Annotated in this window: 22 protein-coding genes and 2 pseudogenes; 16 read left to right on the forward strand and 8 right to left on the reverse strand. The window is 34.9% G+C overall.

Going from position 1 to position 24,824, the window contains the following annotated elements; all coding sequences use genetic code 11:
* Nucleotides 1-7 precede the first annotated feature (7 nt).
* From AAG068_RS04025 to AAG068_RS04040, 4 genes are all read right to left on the reverse strand, one after another.
* The gene (locus AAG068_RS04025; RefSeq protein WP_342718243.1) at nt 8-1,117 is read right to left on the reverse strand and encodes a GerAB/ArcD/ProY family transporter; all 1,110 of its coding nucleotides are present in this window, start codon (nt 1,115-1,117) and stop codon (nt 8-10) included.
* A 16-nt stretch (nt 1,118-1,133) separates the two neighbouring features.
* Complete coding sequence (locus AAG068_RS04030; protein WP_342718244.1) at nt 1,134-2,216, reverse strand: Ger(x)C family spore germination protein; 1,083 nt, start codon at nt 2,214-2,216, stop codon at nt 1,134-1,136.
* On the reverse strand, nt 2,213-3,730 hold the full coding sequence (locus AAG068_RS04035; RefSeq protein WP_342718245.1) for a spore germination protein: 1,518 nt from the start codon (nt 3,728-3,730) through the stop codon (nt 2,213-2,215). The genes AAG068_RS04030 and AAG068_RS04035 overlap by 4 nt, the downstream gene beginning before the upstream one ends.
* A gap of 124 nt (nt 3,731-3,854) precedes the next feature.
* Nucleotides 3,855-4,451 carry a hypothetical protein gene (locus AAG068_RS04040; protein ID WP_342718247.1) on the reverse strand — a complete coding sequence of 199 codons (597 nt, stop codon included), beginning with the start codon at nt 4,449-4,451 and terminating at the stop codon, nt 3,855-3,857.
* A gap of 232 nt (nt 4,452-4,683) precedes the next feature.
* Between AAG068_RS04040 and AAG068_RS04045 the strand changes: the two genes are divergently transcribed.
* The 13 genes and pseudogenes from AAG068_RS04045 to AAG068_RS04105 all read left to right on the forward strand — a co-directional run bounded on the left by AAG068_RS04045 (nt 4,684) and on the right by AAG068_RS04105 (nt 14,955).
* Nucleotides 4,684-5,244, forward strand: coding sequence for a nitroreductase family protein (locus AAG068_RS04045; protein WP_000214810.1), 561 nt, complete (start codon nt 4,684-4,686; stop codon nt 5,242-5,244).
* Between the two features lie 114 nt (nt 5,245-5,358).
* Nucleotides 5,359-6,774: a stage V sporulation protein SpoVR gene (spoVR, locus tag AAG068_RS04050; RefSeq protein WP_342718248.1), complete on the forward strand. Its 1,416-nt coding sequence runs from the start codon at nt 5,359-5,361 to the stop codon at nt 6,772-6,774.
* Between the two features lie 108 nt (nt 6,775-6,882).
* Nucleotides 6,883-8,161, forward strand: a pseudogene (locus tag AAG068_RS04055) (neutral/alkaline non-lysosomal ceramidase N-terminal domain-containing protein).
* Nucleotides 8,162-8,300: 139 nt separating this feature from the next.
* Nucleotides 8,301-9,965, forward strand: coding sequence for a CoA-disulfide reductase (gene cdr, locus AAG068_RS04060; RefSeq protein WP_342718249.1), 1,665 nt, complete (start codon nt 8,301-8,303; stop codon nt 9,963-9,965).
* 185 nt (nt 9,966-10,150) lie between these two features.
* A complete protein-coding gene (locus AAG068_RS04065; RefSeq protein ID WP_000456206.1) occupies nt 10,151-10,414 on the forward strand; it encodes a metal-sensitive transcriptional regulator in 264 nt (87 codons plus the stop codon).
* Nucleotides 10,415-10,502: 88 nt separating this feature from the next.
* Nucleotides 10,503-11,063, forward strand: a complete 561-nt coding sequence (locus tag AAG068_RS04070; protein ID WP_342718252.1) for a sulfurtransferase TusA family protein — start codon at nt 10,503-10,505, stop codon at nt 11,061-11,063.
* Between the two features lie 38 nt (nt 11,064-11,101).
* Nucleotides 11,102-12,232, forward strand: a pseudogene (locus AAG068_RS04075) (MBL fold metallo-hydrolase).
* Between the two features lie 38 nt (nt 12,233-12,270).
* The gene (locus AAG068_RS04080) at nt 12,271-12,498 is read left to right on the forward strand and encodes a sulfurtransferase TusA family protein (protein WP_342718253.1); all 228 of its coding nucleotides are present in this window, start codon (nt 12,271-12,273) and stop codon (nt 12,496-12,498) included.
* A gap of 66 nt (nt 12,499-12,564) precedes the next feature.
* Nucleotides 12,565-12,924 carry a sulfurtransferase gene (locus AAG068_RS04085; RefSeq protein ID WP_342718254.1) on the forward strand — a complete coding sequence of 120 codons (360 nt, stop codon included), beginning with the start codon at nt 12,565-12,567 and terminating at the stop codon, nt 12,922-12,924.
* 4 nt (nt 12,925-12,928) lie between these two features.
* Nucleotides 12,929-13,294, forward strand: coding sequence for a rhodanese-like domain-containing protein (locus AAG068_RS04090; RefSeq protein ID WP_342718255.1), 366 nt, complete (start codon nt 12,929-12,931; stop codon nt 13,292-13,294).
* A 14-nt stretch (nt 13,295-13,308) separates the two neighbouring features.
* On the forward strand, nt 13,309-13,605 hold the full coding sequence (locus AAG068_RS04095; protein WP_342718256.1) for a rhodanese-like domain-containing protein: 297 nt from the start codon (nt 13,309-13,311) through the stop codon (nt 13,603-13,605).
* 72 nt (nt 13,606-13,677) lie between these two features.
* Complete coding sequence (locus AAG068_RS04100) at nt 13,678-14,157, forward strand: DsrE/DsrF/DrsH-like family protein (protein ID WP_000437728.1); 480 nt, start codon at nt 13,678-13,680, stop codon at nt 14,155-14,157.
* A 33-nt stretch (nt 14,158-14,190) separates the two neighbouring features.
* Entirely contained in the window at nt 14,191-14,955 is a 765-nt protein-coding gene (locus AAG068_RS04105; protein ID WP_342718258.1) for a sulfite exporter TauE/SafE family protein, read from the forward strand.
* A 33-nt stretch (nt 14,956-14,988) separates the two neighbouring features.
* On the opposite strand, the gene AAG068_RS04110 is transcribed toward AAG068_RS04105, so the two are convergent.
* Both AAG068_RS04110 and AAG068_RS04115 read right to left on the reverse strand, forming a co-directional pair.
* A complete protein-coding gene (locus AAG068_RS04110; RefSeq protein WP_101168581.1) occupies nt 14,989-15,429 on the reverse strand; it encodes a YbjN domain-containing protein in 441 nt (146 codons plus the stop codon).
* Between the two features lie 148 nt (nt 15,430-15,577).
* Nucleotides 15,578-16,786 carry an LCP family protein gene (locus tag AAG068_RS04115; protein ID WP_342718259.1) on the reverse strand — a complete coding sequence of 403 codons (1,209 nt, stop codon included), beginning with the start codon at nt 16,784-16,786 and terminating at the stop codon, nt 15,578-15,580.
* 314 nt (nt 16,787-17,100) lie between these two features.
* On the opposite strand from AAG068_RS04115, the gene AAG068_RS04120 reads away from it, so the two are divergent.
* The gene (locus AAG068_RS04120; protein ID WP_342718260.1) at nt 17,101-18,099 is read left to right on the forward strand and encodes a YhdH/YhfP family quinone oxidoreductase; all 999 of its coding nucleotides are present in this window, start codon (nt 17,101-17,103) and stop codon (nt 18,097-18,099) included.
* 34 nt (nt 18,100-18,133) lie between these two features.
* On the opposite strand, the gene AAG068_RS04125 is transcribed toward AAG068_RS04120, so the two are convergent.
* Together AAG068_RS04125 and AAG068_RS04130 are read right to left on the reverse strand one after the other, a co-directional pair.
* A complete protein-coding gene (locus tag AAG068_RS04125; protein ID WP_342718261.1) occupies nt 18,134-19,789 on the reverse strand; it encodes a Na/Pi cotransporter family protein in 1,656 nt (551 codons plus the stop codon).
* Nucleotides 19,790-20,122: 333 nt separating this feature from the next.
* Nucleotides 20,123-21,325, reverse strand: a complete 1,203-nt coding sequence (locus AAG068_RS04130; RefSeq protein WP_342718262.1) for an MFS transporter — start codon at nt 21,323-21,325, stop codon at nt 20,123-20,125.
* Between the two features lie 318 nt (nt 21,326-21,643).
* On the opposite strand from AAG068_RS04130, the gene AAG068_RS04135 reads away from it, so the two are divergent.
* The gene (locus tag AAG068_RS04135) at nt 21,644-22,732 is read left to right on the forward strand and encodes a DUF871 domain-containing protein (RefSeq protein ID WP_342718263.1); all 1,089 of its coding nucleotides are present in this window, start codon (nt 21,644-21,646) and stop codon (nt 22,730-22,732) included.
* Nucleotides 22,733-22,805: 73 nt separating this feature from the next.
* Nucleotides 22,806-24,746 (forward strand): BglG family transcription antiterminator, encoded by a 1,941-nt coding sequence (locus AAG068_RS04140; protein ID WP_342718264.1) that lies wholly within the window; start codon nt 22,806-22,808, stop codon nt 24,744-24,746.
* Nucleotides 24,747-24,824 lie beyond the last annotated feature (78 nt).

Here is a 24,824-nt window from a genome sequence, read left to right on the forward strand (position 1 = left end):
TCAGAGATTATGGTGTATCGGTCGAAGATTTTTTCGACGGATTTTTGAAGCGCCATCGCAGTGAATGAAATAGAAATAAAATTGGGATATAAGCGTATACAATATATAAGCCTGCTTGAGATAGTACTGTATTTAATGTATTGATACTTTCACGATTTGTGAAAAATAAGGAAGCTGTAAAGACCATGAAAGTAAAAAATGGTAATGTGAATTTAAAAGGAATATGGAATGAACGCTTCATCGTTTGACATGATGACCAAATGGTTAAACAAAGATTTGGCAAAATAATTAAAAACCAAACGAAAATAATAATATATTCAAACCGTTGAATGAAAGGGACTTTAATAATTTTTAACATTGTTAAAGTAGGCCAAATCGTATGATTTAATTGCCCTTCGCTATAATACATAAAAGATACGATGGCTAAAACTACATAAATTAATGTACTAAAAGCAATACCTGCATGAGCCCATCTTTTTAAGGATTTTCCTTTTTCAATAAATGGATAAAAGATTAAGATAGTCTCAAAACCAAGAAACTCTAACGCAGAGTGTTTTGCAGATATAAGCATGTCAAAAGGTGAGTGTGTAAAAACTGGTAAAATATTACTGAAATGTGCGTATTTCATTGGATAAATTAAAAAGAATACAACGAAAATAGGAAGAACGACTCCCCAAAAACATATTCCGGTTACAGAGCGAAATCCACCCTTTATAATATAGCAAGTCACTAATAAAAACATAAAGGTTAGTTTCCATAACTTAATGGTAGGAAAAATCCAAACTTGTATTACTTCCATATATGTACGAAGAACAGTAAGGCAAAATAATAAGCAATATAGGGTGAAAATGATGGAAAATATAGAACCGATCCATTTTCCAAAGCTCGTTGTATGAATGCTAATTAAATCTCCATCTTTTTCTAACATTTTTAGCATGCAAAATAGTACAATATGAGTTGCAATGCCTGCTATGATTAGAGAAATCCAAGCATCATAACCAGCATTTTTTAAAATTACACGTTGATACCCTAAAATTCCTATTCCGATTTGAAGAGAATGTAATAAAACAAATGCAAAATATGGAGAGACAGTTTTTGTTTTATTTAATGTATGCATTGTTTATTTCACCTCACTATTCACCGATTCCAGATTGTACAATGTTAATATCTAAATTTATATCCACAGCTACATTTGGATACATATTTCGGATTTGTTTTATATTCCATTTTCTCGTATGGCTTCTAATTTCATCGCGTACTCCTAAAGGATCAATTCTCTTTTCTTGAAATTGTTTTATTAACTCTTCGCAGTCTTTTTCAACATTTCGTTCAATTTGTTTTTTTATATAAGTGATATTTGTTTTCTTTCTTAAATCAATCCAATTAGGAGAATTTTTAATCAATCCATTTAATTTTAAATGGATTTTTACTTTTGGTATGTCACCAGTTTGATCAATCTCATACTTACTTTTCCCGGCTAAGTTTTGTATGACCACCATACCTTTATGTTTATTCTTTTTTATCGCTGCTTCGTAGCGTCCATTTTTTGTAGGATTAATTAGTAGTTTTGCTAAAACAGAATGTCTTTTATCTGTATACATAACAACTTTATCACCTCTTAAAAAAGCAAGCCCTTTGACAGCAACAGAATGATTATCGCCCATTTTAATATAAGGGACATAGGCATCACATACCGAAGAGTAGTAATTATATAAAAAAACATTTAATTCAGTTTGTGGAATGTTCTCATTTCTTATATTTTGCTCGAGTAAATCAGCAATATATAATGACCCATTTTGTTTGCCATAATTTAAAAGTTCTTCAGCTGATCCATCTACAATTGCTAGTTGTACATCACGCCCGATATTTGGATCACGTTGTAAGTTAGTAATAATCTCCCCCATTCCTTGTTCTCCTAAATCTTTTCCAAATAGAACGACACGCATTTGACCTACAACAACATTGTGAGGGGATTTCGCATTTAATCGTGAAGCGATTGTTTCAAGTGAGCGAGCAGATGTTGATTGAGTTTCTGGCTTAGACTTTACACCATGTGTATACTCTGGAAATAAGATCGTTCCTTGGAATCTTTTATTTTTTGTAATGTCAAATCCAGCAACATGAATAATACGCTGCGTATCCACTACATACGTTTGTGTACAGCCAGTTTGTAGAACAAAAAAGATTATAATAAGGAGCAATAAGAGTTTTTTCATTCATTATCACCATCACGTTTTTGCTTCGCTTTGTTTGGATTATAGCGCCATTTAGATTTTGGTCTAAGGAAAGAAGGCCTTTGTGCAGTTTGGCTAAACGGTAAACGGAGAAAACCTTCCGCTGTACCTAAACCACGAAATGGATATAAAGGTAATAAATAAGGTGATCCAAGTGATTTTAATTTAATTAAATGAGCTAAAATAAACACAAACCCGACGATAAGACCTAATCCACCAAATGCACCAGCTAAAAGAATAAGCGGAAATCGTAACAACCGAATAGTAGAAGACATTTTTACAGTCGGCGTTGTGAAAGATGCAAGAGCGGATAAAGCAACTGCAATTAATAAAATCGTACTTGTTAAAGCGGCTTCAACAGATGCTTGCCCAATTACAATCCCTCCAACAATACCAATTGTTTGGCCGACTTTTGTCGGCAAACGTGCTCCTGCTTCACGAAGCAATTCGATTGTAATTTCTAAAAAGAGTGCTTCTAGAATAGGTGGGAAAGGTACGTTCGCTCTCGAGAAAATAATAGGTCCTAGTAAGTCAGCAGGAATCATTTGATAGTGATACGTTAAAGCCGCTGTATAAATAGCGGATGAAAAAAGAGAAAACATGGCTCCGAAAAAACGAATAACGCGAAAGAACGATCCAATCATCCACGGTAAATAATAATCTTCTGGTGAAATGAAAAAATCTAGTAACGTTGTCGGTCCTGATAAAGCATATGGAGAGCCATCTGTTAAAATTAAAACTTCCCCGTTAATTAAAGCAAATACTGCTCGGTCTAATCGTTCTGTAGGTAATAGAACAGGGAATGGTGAATTGCTATTATCACTAATAAATTGCTCAATCATAGTTGCATCAAATGGGACATCAAAGTCAATGTCTTCTAGCCGTTGTATTGCAGTGTTGATAAATTGTTCATTTGTAACGCCTTCTATATAAGCAACTGCTACTTTCGTTTTTGACATAGATCCGACGGTAACGTCTTTAAAAATGAGTTGCTCCGTTACAATATTTCGGCGTAATAAGTGTATATTTGTATCAAGGTTTTCAACGAAACCGATTTTAGGTCCAATTACGCTATACTCATTTTCTGTATCGTTATATAATCGTGTTCCTAAAACAGTACTTTCGGCACGAATTAAAGCATATTGATCGGGATTCGAATTGCTTTTTAAGCGTACTAAAATATATCCACCTAATAATTTCTCACGAATATCATCAATAGAGGGAGAGGTAATAATATCTTCAATGGAGACAATATTACATAGGTCAGAGATATTTTGAATATGTTCTGATTCCTTTTTCATAGGAGTTAAAATAAACTGTTTAATAATAAGTGCTTCCACGACAGATTTATAATAAAACAAGCATAATGTTTCATCTTCAAGTACGTTATAAGAGACAAAATCGCTAGATTCTTTCATGGTTTTTATAAATTCTGGAATAGAACAAATTGTTTTTGTACTAGTCTTTTTGGATTTCTTAGATGATAAACCGAACATTTTCTCACCCCTAACATATATCATTTACTTGTGTTAGTTTTTGGGAAAGACGGGAATTTATACTTGAAAATTGAAAGTTCATAAAGAAAAGGAAGAGTAGTGAATAACTCTTCCTTTTGGCGTATTAATTTGTTTTCTTTTCTTTCATAGACTTGACTAATTTAATCATTTCAGCTCGTATATCTTCTTTTTTTACATTTAATTTTTCGGCAATCTGTTTCATATCCATTCCGTCTTTTTTCATTTTTAGTACATCGTCAAGAGGAGTATTACTTTTTTGAGAGATGATTGTTAATACTGTGAGCTGACGTAATCCGATATTGTATTCTTTCATCTTTTGTTTTAGTCTGTCTGGTGTAGATTTTTGCATATTTGCTAATTCCTGCAGTAGTGCTTTTTTTGTTTCTTTATTCATATGATGCTTTTTCAATTTACTTGGATCTACACCGAAATGCTCTGCTGTTTTCTCCCAAGATTTATTTTGTTTATAGTAAGCTAAAACGTCTTTAATTTCTTTTTTACTCATTCTTGCAATGTGAGCAGCTTTCCAAATTTCATGTTTGTTATAGCCGAGTTTTTCGAGCGACTGCATTTCTTCTTCTGAAATTGGTTTATGATGATGGAATGTTACTTTTTTTGGCGTGGTAGCGGAAGCGGGGAAGGTAGATATCCCACATAATAATGCTGCCATAGTCATACTTACTGCGATTTTTTTGTACATATAAATTCCTCCTAGATGGATAATGTGGAAAACTGTACACATATCATTTCCATAAAATGTGAAATACTTGTGAACAAATCAAGTTTTTTTATTCACAGTATGAAATGACATTTTTAAAAGTTTTCCAACATAAAACATTGATTAATAGTAAAAAACTAAGGTATAATCGAAATTGAAAATCAATATCAATGATAAACGTATACATATAGATAAAAATAAGGGAGAGAAAAATATGACTACATATACTTCCATCGCAAATGTGATTAAAGAAAGACGTTCTGTTCGTACATTTACAGATAAAGCAGTAGATAAAGAGTTATTAATTGAACTATTAAACGACGCAACATGGGCACCGAATCATAAACACCGTGAACCATGGAATTGTAAATTATACATTGGAGAAGGACGTCAGAAATTAGTGGACGCAGTATTAAACTCTTTCACAGAAGAAGAAAGAGCGAAACGCGGTAAAATTTTATCAGATCGTTTCTTAAGCACACCTGCACAAATCGTTGTGTATATAAATGAAGATCCTCGTCAAATTCAACGTGACGAAGATTACGCTGCAACATGCGCATTTATGCAAAACTTCCAACTTCTTGCTTGGGAACGTGGATTAGGTTGTGTTTGGAAATCAGGTGGATTAAACTACAATCCATTATTTATAGAAGGACTTGGTTTAACAAGAGGTCAACGCATCGTTGGAATTCTTCACCTTGGCTATTTCGATAAAGCACCAGAAGGAAAAGCTCGTACGCCGATTACGGAGAAGATGGAGATTATTGAAGGTTAATAGATGAGACATTCTCGTTTTTATGAGGATGTCTTTTTATTATGCAATCAATCCTCATGAAAGCTTGTTCTCAATCATACACTTTCTTAAGGGAAAGTGTAAGGAGGGAAAATAATGAGAGCAAGTGACGATAAAGCACTGCAATATGCGATTGCGGAAATTACGGAAATTGCGACTGGATTTGGGCTTGATTTTTATCCGATGCGTTATGAAATATGTCCAGCGGAAATTATTTATACATTTGGTGCATATGGGATGCCTACGAGATTTTCACATTGGAGTTTTGGAAAACAGTTTTTCAGAATGAAATTACAATATGATTTAGGTCTTAGTAAAATATACGAACTCGTTATTAACTCTGATCCATGTTATGCCTTTTTATTAGATACAAACTCGTTAATTCAAAATAAATTAATTGTAGCGCACGTTTTAGCACATTGTGATTTCTTTAAAAATAATATTCGTTTTTCAAATACGAAGCGAGATATGGTAGAAAGTATGTCAGCGACAGCTGAACGGGTGAAAGCGTATGAGCATAAGTACGGAAAGGCAGAAGTAGAAACATTTTTGGATGCCGTACTTGCTATTCAAGAGCATATTGATCCGTCGCTTATGCGTCCGAAACTTGCGTGGAGTATTGAAGATTTAGAAGAGGATGTGGAAAAGAAAAAGATATCACAGTACGATGATTTATGGAATTTAGATGATCGAAACAAAAAGAGAGAACGACCTAATATGCATAAAAAGAAGAAAATTCCGCCGCAACCAGAAAAAGACTTACTCCTCTTTATTGAAGAATATAGCCGCGAGCTAGAAGAGTGGCAGCGAGATATATTAACGATGATGCGTGAGGAAATGCTGTATTTCTGGCCGCAGCTTGAAACGAAGATTATGAATGAAGGCTGGGCATCATATTGGCATCAACGTATACTTCGTGAAATGGACTTAACATCTGATGAAGCCATCGAATTTGCAAAATTAAATGCAGGTGTCGTTCAGCCATCAAAAACGAGCATTAATCCATACTACCTCGGTATTAAAATGTTTGAAGATATTGAAGAACGCTACAACAACCCGACAGAAGAAATGAAACGAAGAGGCGTTAAACCAGGATCTGGTCGCGACAAAATGTTTGAAGTACGCGAAATCGAATGGGATGTATCGTTCTTAAGAAACTACTTAAATAAAGATCTCGTAATGAGAGAAGATATGTACTTATTCCAGCGCCAAGGAAAAGAATATAAAGTAATAGATAAAGAGTGGGAGCATGTACGTGATCAACTCGTAAATATGCGTACAAATGGTGGCTTCCCGTACTTAGTAGTAGAAGACGGGGACTACTTAAAGAACGGAGAATTGTACATTAAACATAGTTACGAAGGGATCGAGCTCGATTTAAAATACTTAGAAAAAGTATTGCCATACCTTCATCAATTATGGGGAAGAACGGTGCATATGGAGTCGATTGTGGAGAGTAAGGGCGTTGTGTTTTCTTATGATGGGAAGATGGTGCATCGGAAGTATGTGTGAAGGAAAGAACGGACATAGAATGCTATGTCTGTTCTTTTTTATTTGGAATAAGGTAAAATATGCTATTCTTGAAAAAGGGGAGTTACATAGAGAAGTGGAGCGATTCAAATGAGCAAAATAGGGGTATGCAAGGTAGATATTACGCCGCCTGTCGGTATTGATTTCGTCGGATACCATAGAGAGACAGGAATAAATAATATTGAAGAGCGTATTTATGGGACAGTTTTTGTATTTGAAAAAGATGAAATGAAAACTGTGTTTATAAGTATTGATAATATTGGAATGTTAGTAGAAGATACGAATATGATTCGTGAGCGAGTAGCTAGTAGGTTTCATGTGCCATTTGAGCGAATAACAGTTGTTTATACACATACACACTCTGGTTCGGAAACTGTTGGTGAGCAACATTTAGTAAGGTCGTATAAAACAATTTTAGTAAATAATGTGGTGCAAGGTGCTGTTACTGCGAATAACAACTTGAAGCGATGTGAAGTTGGCTGGGGTATTACGACAGGTGATATTGGGGTCAACCGAAGAGAGCGAACATCTGATGGAAGAGCGAAGATGGGAACAAATATAGAGGGTGTTGTAGATAAACGAATTGGGATGTTAGCAATAAGAGATGCCGAAACGAAAGAGTTATCTGGGATTGTAGTATTTTGTACGGCCCATCCGAATGTTTTAAAAGGTGATAGTGATGTATTATCAGCAGATTATCCTGGAATGACGAGAGAGATTCTTGAGAAAATCGTAAACTGTCCTGTTATTATTGTGCAAGGTGCTACTGGTAATGTAAATGCAAAGTATCGCGGTTCAAGGGAAGCTTTAAAACAAATGGCTTATACGCTTAGTGGGCATGTGTTAACGATGTTGCCAACAGTTACATATAGCCCAATTGTAAATGTAAGAACAATTTCGAGTACGATGCAAATGAAGTTGAAAGATATTCCTGAAATAAATGAGATACGAAGCATGGCTCAATTAGCGGAGAAGCAGTGGGGTGTGAATACGGATGGAATGGCTTACTATCGTTTTAGAGAAATATAAGCAAGGTATTCGGCAGTTACGTATTGATTTAGAAGTTCAACTGTTTCAAGTTAATGATGGTATGTTTTTGGGTATACCGATGGAACCTTTTTCAGAAACTGCTTTAGAAATGAAAGAACGTCTTCAAAATGAAATAGCTTTTTTGGGTGGATATACGAATGGATATATTGGTTATTTACCGACAAAGGAAGAGCATGCATATGGTGGGTATGAAGTGGAATTAAACCCTGTTGTATATGGGCCTGTTACGAATTTATTGATGCCACCGGAGGAAAATACAGCAGATGTAATCGTACAGAAAGTTATAGAACTATACGAAAAGGAACTTGGAAATATCTAAGTTCTTTTTTGTTTCGAATTTGTGAACAAAAGACATATATATTGAAAATGCTTTTTGCACACTATATTATATACCCATATGGGTATTCGTTTTATATTTTTGATACATTGAGAAAATAAATAAGATGGAGGTTTGAAATATGTCTAGAAAAATTGTTGTAGTAGGTGGAGTGGCAGGCGGGGCATCAGTAGCTGCAAGGCTTCGTCGTTTAAGTGAAGAAGATGAAATTATTATGGTGGAGCGTGGTGAGTATATTTCATTTGCAAATTGTGGCTTACCATACTACATTGGTGGTGTTATTACAGAAAGACAAAAGTTATTAGTACAAACTGTTGAAAGGATGTCAAAGCGTTTTAATTTAGATATACGTGTATTGAGTGAAGTAGTAAAGATTAATAAAGAAGAGAAAACAATTACGATAAAAAATGTAACTACAAATGAAACATATAACGAGGAATATGATATTTTAATTCTTTCACCAGGGGCAAAACCAATCGTTCCACCTATTCCAGGTATTGAAGAAGCGAAGGCGATGTTTACGTTACGAAATGTACCTGATACAGATCGTATTAAAGCGTATATTGATGAGAAGAAACCACGTCATGCGACGGTTGTTGGTGGTGGATTTATTGGAGTTGAAATGGTTGAAAACTTAAGAGAACGAGGAATTGATGTTACTCTTGTAGAGATGGCAAATCAAGTAATGCCACCAATTGATTATGAAATGGCAGCATATGTGCATGAGCATATGAAAAAGCACAATGTTGAGCTTGTTTTAGAAGATGGTGTAGATGCATTAGAAGAGCACGGGACTGTTGTACGTTTAAAAAGTGGTTCAATCATAAAGACAGATATGATTATTTTAGCAATTGGGGTGCAACCAGAGAGTAGTTTAGCGAAGGATGCAGGGTTAGCACTAGGAGTTAGAGGAACGATAAAGGTAGATGAGAGTTTTCAAACGTCGGACCCGCACATATATGCAATTGGTGATGTGATTGAAGTCAAAGATTTTGTTACAGAAACAGAGACAATGATTCCTTTAGCGTGGCCAGCTAATCGTCAAGGTCGCATGTTAGCAGATATTATTCATGGCCATACAGATTCTTTATATAAAGGTACGATGGGAACTTCTGTAGCTAAAGTTTTTGATTTAACAGTTGCTGCGACGGGCGTAAATGAGAAAATATTAAAACGATTAAATATACCCTATGAGGTAGTACATGTACAGGCGAATTCGCATGCGGGATATTATCCGAATGCTACGCCAGTGCTAATAAAATTAATTTTTAATAAAGAAAGCGGAAAAATGTATGGGGCACAGGCGTTAGGGCGTGACGGTGTAGATAAACGTATTGATGTTATCGCAACGGCAATGAAGGTAAACTTAACTGTAATCGATTTGCCGGATTTAGAATTATCATATGCCCCGCCATATTCTTCTGCAAAAGACCCAGTAAACATGGTGGGGTATGCAGCAAGTAATATAGTAGATGGTTTCGTGGACACAGTACAATGGCATGAAATAGATCGTATTGTTGAAAATGGTGGATATCTTATTGATGTTCGAGAGCCGAATGAACTCAAGCAAGGAATGATTAAAAGTTCTATTAATATTCCGTTAGATGAGTTACGTGATCGTTTGGATGAAGTGCCGGTAGATAAAGAAATATATATTACTTGTCAACTTGGTATGAGAGGGTATGTTGCAGCGCGCATGTTAATGGAAAAAGGATATAAGGTAAAGAACGTAGATGGTGGCTTTAAATTATACGGAACAGTAGTACCAGAACGTGTTGTATATTAATATTTTTTCATCTTCCACTTCAAAATTTAGTGGAAGATGAAAGCCTATATAGTAAGGTTTCATTTCTTGTTTTGTGAACATATAAGATAAATATTAAAAATAGGGGTTTGCAAAATACCATATAGGGTATGATATATTGTCATAAGCTATAAATAGTGACATAATGGTAATGAGGTGATTATAGAATGGAATATAATCAAGATATGAAAAATAGATTGAAACGTATTGAAGGGCAAGTTCGTGGTGTACTTCGTATGATGGAAGAAGGAAAAGATTGTCGAGAGGTTATTACACAGTTAACGGCATCTCGTTCTGCACTAGATCGTACAATTGGACTTGTTGTTGGGACAAATTTAGAGCAATGTTTGCGTGAGCAGTTTGAAAGCGGTAATGGTTCAAATGAAGAGTTAATTAAAGAAGCTGTTCAATTACTTGTAAAAAGCCGATAATCTGTCAGACATAATTGTTGACAGATTTTCAAAAACATTTTAATATACCCCTACAGGTATATGTATATAAATTATGGAGGAATCGACTATGAGTATAAAAGTAGATATGAATCTAGATTGTAAAGGTTTGGCTTGTCCGATGCCAATTGTAAAGACGAAGAAGGCGATGGAAGGATTGACGTCAGGGCAAGTGATTGAGGTTCAGGCAACAGATAAAGGGTCTACTGTAGATATACAAAGTTGGGCGAGTAAAGTAGGTCATCAATATATCGGTACGAAACAAGAAAGTGATGTATTGATGCATTACGTTAGAAAAGCAAATGAGCATGAAATGAATGAAATAGTGAAATATCCTCATACAATTACGAATTCGGAATTGGAAGAGATATTATTAAGTGGTGAAGAGTGTATTGTAGTAGATGTTCGTGAAGCGGCGGAATTCGCTTTTGGTCATATTCCATCGGCTGTTTCCATGCCGTTAGGCGAATTAGACAGTGCAGCGTTAGATCAGACGAAGCAAATTTATGTTGTTTACCGAACTGGTAACCGTAGTGATGTAGCTTGTCACATGTTGAAAGAGAAAGGTTATGCAAATGTGAAAAATGTCATTCCAGGCATGTTAGAGTGGAAAGGGAATGTGGAAAAATAAAATATTTTAAACGAAAATATACCTATGGGGGTAATTAGATGAATATTAAAGCATTACAAGCAAAAGATGTTGCAGAGAAAGTTTTATTCGGAGAGTTGTTTATTTTAGATGTTCGTAATGAGGCGGAATATGAAGGTTGGAAAATTGAAGGAAAAGAAGTTACTTCAATGAATGTGCCGTACTTTGATTTATTAGAGGGTGTAGATCATATTGTCAGTGAACTACCTAAAGATAAAGATGTTTTAGTAGTATGTGCAAAAGAAGGGTCTTCTATATTTGTGGCAGAGCAATTAACAGAGGCTGGATTAGAAAATATTTATTATTAATCTGGTGGTATGAAGGCTTGGAGTGAATATGTAAAGCCTATAAAAGTGGGAGATTTAAAAGATGGCGGAAGTATGTATCAGTTTAACCGTCTTGGAAAAGGTTGCTTATCATATATGGTTATTTCAAACGGTGAAGTAGCAGTTATTGATGCAGTAAGAACAGTTGAAGCGTACGAAGAGTTTGCGAAAGAGCATGGCGTTACGATTACGAATGTAATGGATACACATTTACATGCAGACCATATTTCTGGCGGACGTAAGTTAGCGGAAAAAGTAGGTGGTACGTATTGGTTGCCGCCAAAAGATGCAGAGGAAGTTGTGTTCTCATATAAACCGCTTGTTGAAGGATCTGTCATTACGGTGGGGGGTACTAAAATTGAAATTGACGCATTATACTCACCGGGGCATACGATTGGAAGTACGTCATTTATTGTAGATGATTCCTATTTATTATCAGGCGATATTTTATTTGTAGATTCAATTGGGCGTCCAGACCTTGCTGGGAAAGCTGAAGATTGGGTAAGTGATTTACGTACTACTTTGTATAGCCGATATAAAGAACTATCTCAAAACTTAGTTGTGTTACCGGCTCATTATTCAAAAATAAGTGAAATGGACGAGAGTGGTATTGTTAGTGCTAAATTAAAAGATTTGTTTGCGTATAATGCAGGATTAAATATTGAGGATGAGGGAGAGTTTCGTAAAGTTGTAACAGAGAATTTACCACCTCAACCGAATGCATATCAAGAAATTCGTCAAACAAATATGGGGCGATTAAATCCAAGTCAAGAAGAAGAGCGTGAAATGGAAATTGGTCCAAACCGTTGTGCTGTTCATAATTAATTCGGCTTCAAATGAAATAAAAATAGGAGGTATACAAGATGAAAGTGAAAGAAGTATTAGATGTAAAAGGATTAGCATGTCCAATGCCAATTGTAAAAACAAAGAAGGCAATGGAAGCATTACAATCAGGAGAAGTGTTAGAAGTACACTTAACAGATAAAGGTGCAATTAAAGATATTCCAGCATGGTCACAAAAAGGCGGTCATGAGGTGGTAAAACACACGGAAGAATCTGGTGAATTAAAGTTCTGGATCAAGAAAGCATAGCATTTCAATAATAAGTGGAAGATTACATCCTCTGCTTATTATTGAAAGTAAAGAGGATAATCATATATGTCTTATATAGTTATATCTCTAATAGTATTGATGCTAGGAAGTTTAGTAAAACGTTACATTCCGGTTTTAAATGTTGTATATATTTCGTTAGAACAAGTAAGGGAAATGGAAAGTGTTGTTGTAGATGTACGTAATTATACAGAGAGTCACAGTGATAACACTTCTAGAATTATGTGTATACCGTATGCGTATTTAAAACGGTATTATCATGAAATACCAAATAAGCCTTTGCATCTTATTGTTCATAATAAAGTGGATCGGAATTTAAGTGTTCGTTTTTTTAGAAAGAAAGGGTTCCATATTCAAAGCTATAGTATATATTTGGACGGGAAAAAAGCACAGAAGGAGTTTAAGTAGTTTTATGGATGTAAAGACAATATTGAATGTAATCTTAATTGTACTTGTATCGTGGTTTATTATTTCTCGCTTCTTACCAGTTAGAGGAATAAAAAATATTTCAGGGAAAGATTTAAAACGTATGATGGGGCAAAAGAATAAACAATTTATCGATGTCCGTACAGTAGGTGAGTATAGAGGGAATCATATGAAAGGGTTTCAAAATATCCCGTTAAATGAGTTAGCGAGTAAAGCAAATCAGTTAGATAAAAATAAGGAAGTAATTGTTATTTGTCAGAGCGGGATGAGAAGTAAGCAAGCAGCAAAGGTATTAAAGAAAGTAGGATTTCAGCACGTTATCAATGTTTCAGGCGGTATGAATGGTTTGTGAGGAGGAAATTTAAAATGAAAGAAATGACAGTAAAAGAATTGGGAGAAAAATTGTTACGTAAAGAAGAAGTAAATATCGTGGACGTACGTGAAGTAGAAGAAGTAGCCGAAGGGAAAATTCCAGAAGCGTGTAATATTCCACTAGGACTATTGGAGTTTCGTATGCATGAGTTGGATAAAAAGAAAGAGTATATTATCGTTTGTCGTTCTGGCGGAAGAAGTGCACGAGCAGTTCAATTTTTAGAGAGCTACGGTTTTCAAGCAATTAATATGGTAGGTGGTATGTTAGCATGGGAAGGTAAAGTCGTATAGTACAGAGATAAATGATTTGAGACTTTTTATAAACGGAAAAATACCCCTGTAGGTAATCGGAGGGAGAACAATATGGAACAACAGAAGAAAACAACAATCGTTTTATTTAGCGGAGATTATGATAAAGCAATGGCTGCTTATATTATTGCAAATGGTGCAGCGGCGTATGATCAAGAGGTAACTATTTTTCATACTTTTTGGGGATTAAATGCTTTAAGGAAAGATGAGCATGTGAAGGTAAAGAAAACTTTCATCGAAAAAGTATTTGGAAAGATGATGCCGCGTGGTGCTGACAAGATGGGATTATCGAAAATGAATTTTGCCGGTATGGGACCAAAGATGATTAAAGGTATTATGAAAAAACATAATGCGATGCCTTTACCAGATTTAATCGATTTGGCCAAAGAACAAGGGATTAAACTTGTCGCTTGTCAAATGACAGTAGATTTATTAGGGTTAAAAGAGGAAGAGATTATGGAAGGGGTAGAGTTTGCAGGAGTAGGAGCTTATTTAGCAGATGCTTCGGATGGGAATGTAAACTTATTCATTTAATTCATCTTCTTTCTAGAAGGGAGGGGATGTAAGATGAGCTTAGTCGTATTACTTTTTATAATTGGATTTATAGGATCGTTTATATCAGGAATGGTTGGAATTGGCGGTGCAATCATTAATTATCCGATGATCTTATACATTCCGGTATTGCTAGGATTTACTGGCTATACATCACATGAAGTGAGTGGTATTACAGCGGTGCAAGTATTCTTTGCAACTTTTGCAGGGGCATGGGCCTATCGGAAAAGTAATGATATGGATAAAACGCTAGTTGTATATATGGGGGCTAGTATATTAATAGGAAGTTTCATAGGGAGTTTTGGTGCTAACGTATTAGCGGAACATACGGTCAATGTTGTTTATGCAGCGTTAGCAACAATAGCTGCTATTATGATGTTCGTACCGAAACGAAATAATGGTGATGAAGTGAAATATAATAAATGGTTAGCAAGTTTGTTAGCATTTATTGTAGGAGGCGCATCAGGTATTATAGGTGCTGGAGGTTCGTTCCTTTTAGTTCCGATTATGCTAGTTATTTTAAAATTGCCGATACGTACAACAATAGCAACATCTATCGCTATTACGTTTATTTCCTCAGTAGGGATTACGACTGGAAAAGTAATAACTGGGCAAGTAGTTGTAATTCCAGCTCTTATTATTGCGATTGCAAGTATCTTTGCTGCGCCGCTTGGAGCGCGAGTTGGGAAAAAGATCAATCAAAAAGCACTGCAATATATGTTATCGATTTTGATTGTAGGTACAGCTATTAAGATGTGGATTGATATGGTATCGAAATAAAAGGATGGTGCTGCTTGCAGCCCATCCTTTTATTTATGCCCAAATAACTTTCATTAAATTTTTATATTCGTCATTTGCTAATTTATATAGCATTCTCGTATGTTCAAATACAAGTGCTGGATTAAAGTTTGGTTCTGAGAATGCAAGAGATGTTGAAATATCAATTGCATTTTGCTTGTTTAATGTGAATTTTGCAAATCGGTAAGATGTGTTTAATTCATTGATAACGTGCAAAATGTCATTTGTTGCTGTTGCATCCGGTACGTGAGCAACATTGAAGCAGTATATATCTACAGTAGGATGTTCGTTTTGGAAAGCGGCGATAAGTTGAATTTTTGCACCAGCTTCTGTTTCTAATCCTACTGAAAAATGAACAGAACCATCATTTTCATCTATATTTTCTTCCATAAATATATCGTTTGACTTTAAGTAGTCTTTAAAATCTGAGATGTTATGTTTTACTGCAGCTTTCATATGTATGAGCCCCCTGATAATTGGAATAGATTGCTACTATTTATTATAATTTAAAAATATTAAAAAAGATAGTTAGAAAGTTCTGATTTTTAATTGTGAAGCAATAAAAAGAAGCAGTACTCTACCTCCATAGAGAACTGCTTCTTTTTTATTCATTGTCATTAGACGATGTTTCTGTGTCTTCACTGCTATTTTTATTCTTATTTTTAGATTCATTGTTACTTGATTCGCGTTCACTTGAATTTTCAGATTTAGATTCTTTTGTTTTCTCTGTATTTGTTTTCTTCGAATCAGAGTCTGTTTTTGTATATGCAGGTAATCCAAGATGAGCACGAAGATCGTTTGTAACTTTTGCTAATTCTTTTTTATCTGGATTGTAGTAATACGTTCGGCCGCCACCAGCGGATTTGCGACATGTATCGTCACCTTTTTCCATATAGCAGTCGTCACCTTGAATTTGTAATTTCTCGATTTCTGAATCCGATCCGTACTTATAGAATGAAAGCATATCATCAAATGTTAAGTTTGTAACGAATTGCCCGTTAATATCATCAATGATGTTACCAACTTTTGTTACAGAGCCAACACTTGTTAGTTTGTGTAAAATTGCTTCAATAACGAGCTGTTGACGCTGTCCACGCATTGCATCACTATCGATGTGGCGCGTTCTAGCAAGAGCAAGAGCTTCTTCACTATTTAGCTTTTGAACACCTTTCTTCAGGTGAATCGCATCAGCATTATCATTACTATCTTGTTCAGTAAATTCAACTGGTACATCGACTTCAATACCACCTAAATCATCGACAATTTTCATAAATGATTTGAAGTTAAACTTTACAAAGTAATCAACAGGAACATTTAGTAATTTTTCAACTGCGTCAATACTTGCTTGTGGTCCACCATCTTTTCCATTTTTAGTAGAACCGTATGCATGAGCGTGTGTAATTTTATCTTTTTTCTTTTCCACAGGAATATAAGTATATGTATCTCGTGGAATACTTAATAGTTTTACAGTTTTGCTATCTTTATTAAACGTTGCAAGCAACAGCGCATCTGTTCTAATAGCTTCACCATATTCTTTTCCTCGGACATCGCTTTCATCAACACCCATTACTAAGACAGAGACATTGTTTGTAATAGGTTTTACAGCTTTATCACGTAAATCAGATTTATCACCGCGCGCTAAATCATGTGCGGCATTTCGAACAGCAGAAGATGCTTTATTTACTAAAAACCAAGTATAACCGCCACCTACTATTAAAAAGAATAGTATAACGCTTATAATAATTTTTATTTTTTTCTTACTTTTTTTCGGTTTACTGCGTGTATTTTCTTGCAAAGATGGGTTTTGCTCCATTTCCTGTACTCCTTCATTTGGATTGAAATACGACACTCATATCCACTTATTATAATGAAATTTAGCGAAAAAAAACATTACAAATCATTTACATTTCGTAAAAATTCAATTTATTTATAAAAAGTCAGATTTTATATATTTTATTTTTCAGATGTAGAATAAGTATAAGGTTTTTTAGTAGAAATGAAAATATGTATTATGAGAAAGTAATAGAGAAGTAAGATTTGTTGAAATATAGCCAAGAAGAAATGATTAGGTTTACTTGTTTCTTCTATATAATAAAGAAGAATTTGACGGATAAAGGAGAGGACATAATGAATCATACATCATTCCGAGCAATCGTTGTGAACGAAACAGAAAATAAGCAGTTTGTAAGAAACGTTGTCGAGAGAGAAGTAAGTAGTTTACCTGAGGGGGACGTATTAATACAGGTTCATTATTCTTCATTAAATTATAAAGATGCGCTCTCAGCTACTGGTAATAAAGGTGTTACGAGAACATATCCTCATACGCCAGGCATTGATGCAGCAGGGGAAGTTGTGAGTAGTGAAGATGCTACTATTAAGATAGGAGATCAAGTCATTGTAACGGGATATGACTTAGGGATGAATACTTCTGGTGGTTTCGGAGAATATATTCGCGTGCCGGCATCTTGGATTGTCCCTTTACCAGAGGGAATGTCATTAAAGGAAAGTATGATGTATGGGACAGCAGGTTTTACAGCGGCTTTATCAGTATATAAGCTTATGAGAGCAGGTATAACCCCTAGTATGGGAGATGTTTTAGTAACGGGTGCTACAGGCGGCGTAGGGAGTGTGGCTGTAAGTATTTTAAGTAAGTTAGGATTTAACGTAGTAGGAGCGACAGGGAAAATGGAAGAGGAACAGATGCTACTACGTCTAGGAGCGAAAAAAGTGATTCATCGCGCGGAATTGAATGATGAATCAGGAAGACCGATGTTAAAAGGGATATACACCGGAGTTATCGATACTGTAGGTGGAAATATGTTAGAAACAGCTTTAAAAACAGTGAAGTATGGTGGTTGTGTAACGACATGCGGTAATGTGGCAGGCCAGGAATTACAAACAACAGTATATCCGTTTATTTTGCGAGGCATAAGCCTTTTAGGGATAGATTCTGTGCAATGCCCAGTAGATGTGAGAAGTGATGTGTGGACGCTCTTAGCAAATGAATGGAGAAATGAAGAGTTACAAACTTATACAGAAGAATGTACATTAGAAGAATTAGAGGAGAAGTTTACACTTATATTGCATGGAAAGTTAAAGGGAAGAACTGTTGTAAATATGAAATAAGAAAAGAGACGCTTATATTAGCGTCTCTTTTCTATTATAATGATTGTTTTAAATTGACTTTACCTTGTTCACCTAAAACACCATCAGCAATATTTACAGCGTGATCACCGATACGCTCTAAGTTACTTACCATATCAACGAAGATGATACTTGCATCACCTGAACAGCTACGTTCGTTCAGACGTAATACGTGACGTTTACGGAGAACACGTTCCATTTGGTCGATTTTACGTTCTTTTGCAATAACCGTTTGTGCTAGTTCAGTATCGAAGTTTGTTAAAGCTTCAACTGCGTCTTGTAATGTTGAAATCGTCAATTCAAGCATTTCATTTAGTTCAGCTAGTGCTTCATCTGATAGTGAAACACGGTTTGAAATTTGGAAATCTACAAGTTCTACTAGGTTTTCTACATGATCACCGACACGTTCAATATCTCCAACAACACCAGCTAAAACGGAATGTTTTTCAGAATCAGAAGGTGAGAGCGGCTTTTCTGATAGTAAAACTAAATACTCGGTAATTTTTTTATCTAAATTGTTAATAGCTCCTTCTAATTGAGTAGCCATGTTTTCGTGCTTTTTATCTTGTGTATTTAAATATTGATTCGCTTCTTTTAATCCGTGTAATGAAAATTTAGCCATACGCACAATCTCTTTTTGAGCTTCAGTTAAAGCGATAGCTGGAGATTGCTCAATAAAGATTGGATTTAAATGTTGCGGTTTGAAGTTAATAGATGAATCTTCACCACGAATGATTTTTGTTACAATCCATGCTAATACAGCGATGAATGGGAACTGAATAATTGTATTCGTTACGTTAAATGTTCCATGTGCGAATGCAATTGTCATTTCTGGATTTAAGTTTAATGACGTTTGGAAATATTGAATTAAACTTGTAAATGGCACTAATAAAATTGTAAAGATAATGGTACCGATAATATTAAAGATAACGTGAACTAATGCTGCACGTCTTGCGGCAATTGAAGTACCAATTGCTGCTAATACAGCTGTAATTGTTGTACCGATGTTATCACCGAACAATACAGGAAGAGAAGCTTGTAAATCAATAGCACCTTGACCGAATAGTTCTTGTAAAATACCGATAGTTGCGCTTGAGCTTTGTACAATTAAAGTGAAGACTGTACCGACAATGATACCTAAAATTGGATTGTCACTCATGCTAATCATTAACTCTTGGAATGATTCTAAAGAACGAAGTGGTTTCATACCTGCGCTCATTAATTCTAAACCGAAGAATAACATACCAAAACCGAATACAACTTGACCTACAGAATGTACTTTTTTATTTTTAAAGAAGAATAATAAAATCGCTCCAACTGCCATAACTGGGAGAGCGTATTCTCCGATTTTAATTCCGATAATAAAAGCAGTAACTGTCGTTCCGATGTTCGCACCCATAATAACGCCGATTGCTTGTCTTAATGTCATAAATCCGGCACTTACAAGTCCGACTGTTAAAGCTGTTGTTCCTGAACTTGATTGAATTAATACAGTAACTAGCATACCTGCTAGTACACCCATAAGTGGGTTTGTTGTAAAGCGATCTAAAATATCGCGAAGACGATCTCCAGCTGCTTGTTGCAGTCCATCGCCCATGTATTTAATCCCAAATAAGAAAATACCTAATCCACCAATGAACTGGAAGATCATTTCTTGAACATTATATTCCACGCATTCCACTCCTTAAATTTCATGTACGCTGTCATTATTAACTAAACCTTGAGACACTGTAAACGGTTTGTCAGTAAAATTTACACTAAATTTACAAAGTGAAGAAAAGTTTACAATTACTTAAAGAAATAACTGTATTTTATTGGTTTTCAGCTTATATAAATCTTAATTTTGTAAAGAAATCACACTCTTTAGAATAGTGTTTTTCAGTTGAATATCCAGGAAAGCGTCTGCGAGTTCATCGTATATTTTTTGATGAAAGGTAAAAAAATATGTAGGGAAATGCATGTAGTTTTATAACATCAAAAATACGATAAAAAAAGCCACTGAAAATTATCCAGCAGCTTTTTCTCTGTTTTTATCTCCATGCTTTTGTTTCCTTACACTTGTGATGTAAATGAACAGGAAAGCAATAAGGAGTAGAGAGGAATAGCGATATACAGTTGCGTAGTTTGTAAAATGTGCAATGAATCCAAATATAATTGCGCCAGCACCAATTCCAAGGTCGAATGCGGAGAAGAATGTAGCGGTTGCGACGCCTCGTCGGTGCGGTGCTACTCGGTCAATCATCCATGCTTGCAGTGCAGGTTGGATCGCTCCAAAACCACTTCCGTAGCATGCTGCTGCAATAATTAAACTCGGAATGGTAGTTGTATACGACAATAAAATAATACCTACAAACGTAATAATAACTCCTGGAATGATAACGAATGTATGACCTTTCGCATCGTATAACTTTCCAGAAAACGGACGAGTGACAGCGATTGCCAGTGCATTAAATAAGAAGAAGAGGCTAATATCAGCAATTCCGACTTCGGTAGCGAATAATGTAATAAAGCTCCCGATTCCTCCGTACATTAATGTAATACATAATATTAATAATGAAGGAAGTAAAGCTTTGCGCTCGATAAATCCATCGAGGAAGGTACCAGATGTTTGCTTTGGTGGTTGCGGCGATTTTTTGATTTGAAGTAGTTTCGTTAATATTAATGAAACTACTGTACAGGAAAGTGCACATAAAAAAAGAATTGTGAAGTTATATGTTTGCATAAGCCAAAGTCCAATAAGCGGACCAAGCGCCATTGCAATTGTTCCAGAAAGACCGAAATATCCCATGCCTTCACCGCGTCTAGCTTGTGGAATTAAATCTGAAACGACAGTTCCGTATGTAGTCGTTGTAATACCAAAACCAGCTCCGTGTAAAATTCGAACGGCAAGTAATAGGAAGACGGTTGAAGTGAAAAGATAACTACCCATAGCGAGTAAACAAATAGCAGTACCGATCATTAAAATGATTTTTTTGTTGAATTTTTGCAAGGCGTTTCCCGTTAGTGGTCTAACAAAAAGTGCTGCTACGGTAAACATACCGACAACAAATCCGATATTAGAACTTGTGCCGCCAATTTCTTTCACATAAACAGGTAAAGTAGGAATTAACATTTGAAACCCTAAAAACATACATAAGTTTGCTAGAATTAAAGCAACAAACTCTTTCGTCCATAACGGTTCTCGTTTTACGAGTATTGCCTCTCCCATATATTCATCCCCTATATAAAATTTCTCTGTTCTTTCGAGTATATGTATTGGTCAATGTAACAGTCAAGGAAGGTGCCTTGAAAACGTATAACAATTTTTGCGGTGAAAAAACTGACAAATTTGTGTAAAAGCTACACAACTATGAAAAAAAGTTGTAAAGTATAGATGTATAGACTTGTAGTTGTTATGAATGATAGAAATTGTTTTTTCTTTAAAGAAAGCGGATTCAAAACGTAGTGAATGAGAAGGGGATATATACTTTTTCACTACATATATTTGAAAAGGTTTACAAAACAATGAAGAAAGAGGCGTGTACATATGAGACGATTAGGTATTTCTATTTATCCAGAACATTCAACGGTAGAGAAAGATAAGGAATATTTAACATTAGCAAGTAAATACGGATTTACACGTGTATTCACATGCTTATTGTCTGTAGATGGAGAGAAAGAGAAAATTATAGAAGAGTTTAAAGAAACGATCTCGCATGCAAATGCATTAGGGTTCCAAGTATTAGTTGATATTAGTCCGTCTGTCTTTACACAATTAGGTATTTCATATAATGATTTATCGTTCTTCCATGAGTTAGGAGCGTACGGTATTCGTTTAGATGTTGGATTCTCTGGTTTAGAAGAATCGATTATGACTTACAATCCATACGGCTTAAAAATTGAAATTAATATGAGTAACGGTACGAAATATGTTGATAACATTATGAGCCATAGACCAAATCGTGAAAATTTAATTGGTTGCCATAATTTTTATCCGCATCGTTATTCAGGATTATCATATGATCATTTTGTTACATGCTCGAAACAATTTAAAGATTACGGTATGAGAACGGCTGCTTTTATTTCATCATTTGATGCAACATATGGGCCTTGGCCAGTAACAGAAGGATTATGTACGTTAGAGCAGCATCGTGAATTACCGATGACAACACAGGCGAAGCATTTATTTGCGACAGAATTAATTGATGATGTCATTATTGCGAATGCGTATGCATCAGAAAAAGAATTAGAGGCACTAGGTGCATTAAATAAAGAAAAACAAACTTTTGATATAGAGTTATATGATACGACAACAGAATTAGAAAAAATTATTGTATTAGAGGAACCGCATTTTTATCGCGGAGATGTATCTGAATATATGATTCGTTCGACACAAAGTCGTGTGAAATATAAGAAAGAAGAGTTCAAACCGCATAATACACGCGAAATTAAGCGCGGGGATCTTTTAATTGATAATGAACAGTACGGTCAATATAAAGGTGAATTGCAAATTGCTTTAAAAGATATGGTGAACACAGGAAAAACAAATGTAGTTGGCCGAATTGTGGAAGAAGAAATTTTCTTATTAGATTATTTACAAGCATGGGATAAATTCGGATTTACATTAAAGAAATAGATAAAATGAAAAAGGAAAAAACTACTGACCTCAGCAGTTTTTTCCTTTTTATCTAAGTGCGAGAGGAAGAGCTATGACAAAAGTGCATCAGCGATTAGTTTCTATTTTAGAGGAGTTTTTAGAAGAGAAATCGATGTTAAATCGAGCTTTTTTAGCGAGCCGTTTACATGTATCAACGAAGACGATTCAAAAAGATATAAAGTTATTGAATGATATATTGGAAGAAAACGGAGCGAAAATTGAATCGCAAAGAGGGACTGGATACGAACTAGAAATTATACAAACGAAGAAGTTTGAAGAATTTTGCGTGAATCTATTTCAAAAACAGACGGAAAAGATCCCAACTTCTTATGAAGAAAGGATAGCGTACATTCTGCAACGTATTTTAACGACAGATGGGTATGTGAAGCTTTCACAGTTAGCAGAGGAGATTTATGTAAGTAAATCGACTGTAAATTTAATTATGAAAGATGTTACAGATATATGTGGTCGCTATAAATTACAAATTGAAAAGAGACCGTATTATGGTATACGTATTGTGGGAGAGGAGTTTCAAATTCGTTCTTGTTTATCACAATATGGTTTACCACGTTATGACCATACTCCATTTCATGAGCAATTTGAGCAGACGGAGACATATTTATCGCTACCTCATATATCACTCATTCGTTCAATTATATTAAAGTATATTGAAGGAGGAACGATATATTTATCTGATATAGAAATTGATAATTTAGTCATTCATATTGCAATTGCATTAAAGCGTTGTGAAGATCAACATTATATGAAAGGACTAAATGTAGAGCAAGCTGAACTTATCATAAAGAAAGAATATACAATTGCGAAAGAGATTTTAGGGGATTTAGAGAAAGCGTTGCATCTTTCATTTCCCGAAGAAGAAGTTTTATATGTAACGATGCATTTATTAAGTACTGCTGTTACAGCGAAAGATCGTTATGAAAATGTGGAAGAATTATTAGGGAAAGATCTATATGCATTTATGCAACATATTCTCTTTAAAGTAGCGGAAGAACGGAATCTTATTTTTTATTATGATGAAGAATTATTATTTGGATTTGGTGTTCATTTAAAAACATTATTAAACCGTTTGAAGTATAAGTTAAATACGAGAAATCCTCTATTGGCAGAAGTGAAAAAGAATTATCCGTATGCTTTTGAAATTGCGGTTCTCGTTGGAGATATAATTGGTGAATATACGGGAGAATCGATTCCGGAAAGTGAAATTGGTTATATTGCGATTCACTTTGGCGGAGCGATGAGTCGTTTACAAGAACAGAATCAAAAGAAAAGATGTTTATTAGTTTGTGCGACTGGTCAAGGAAGCGCCCAGCTATTGAAATATAAAATTCTATCACAGTTCCGAGATAAATTAGAGATTGTAGGGATTACAGGCTATTATCAATTGAAAGTAGAAGATCTTTATAAAGAAAAGATAGATTGTATTATTAGTACGATTCATATACCAAGTGGTTTGCCTGTACCTGTTATAAAAGTAAACTCAATATTTGATGATAAAGAGATTAAGTCAATCGGTCAGCAGTTATTTACGAATGTGAATACTAGTGTGCAGCAATATATGAAGGAAGATTTGATTTTCTTAAATCATAGCGCTTCTACGAAGGAAGAGGTTATTCGATTTTTATGTGAGAAAGCTGCTGAGAAAAACTATGTACCAGAAAACTTTTATGAATCTGTTATGGAAAGAGAGAGTACATCTCCTACAGCGGTCGGGAATTTAGTTGCGATTCCACATCCGATGCAGTTATTAAGTGAGAAAACATTTTTGATGTTTTGTACACTTAATAAAGCGGTTGACTGGGGAGATAAGAAAGTACAAGTTATTATTTTATTTAGTGTAAAGCGCAATAATAATGAAGATTTACAAAAGCTTTATGATTTTTTATATGATATGATGTCTAATCAAAATACGATAGAGAAATTAGCTCAGGCTGAAGTGGTTGAAGATTTTCAAGAGATATTATTATCGTTATAAGAGAAGTATATAAAAACTTCCGTTACACAACGGAAGTTTTTTATGTTTAATTGTATGCGTTTTCATAATAAGATAACC

It is taken from the genome of Bacillus paramycoides (assembly GCF_038971285.1).
In the GTDB taxonomy this organism is placed as follows: domain Bacteria; phylum Bacillota; class Bacilli; order Bacillales; family Bacillaceae_G; genus Bacillus_A.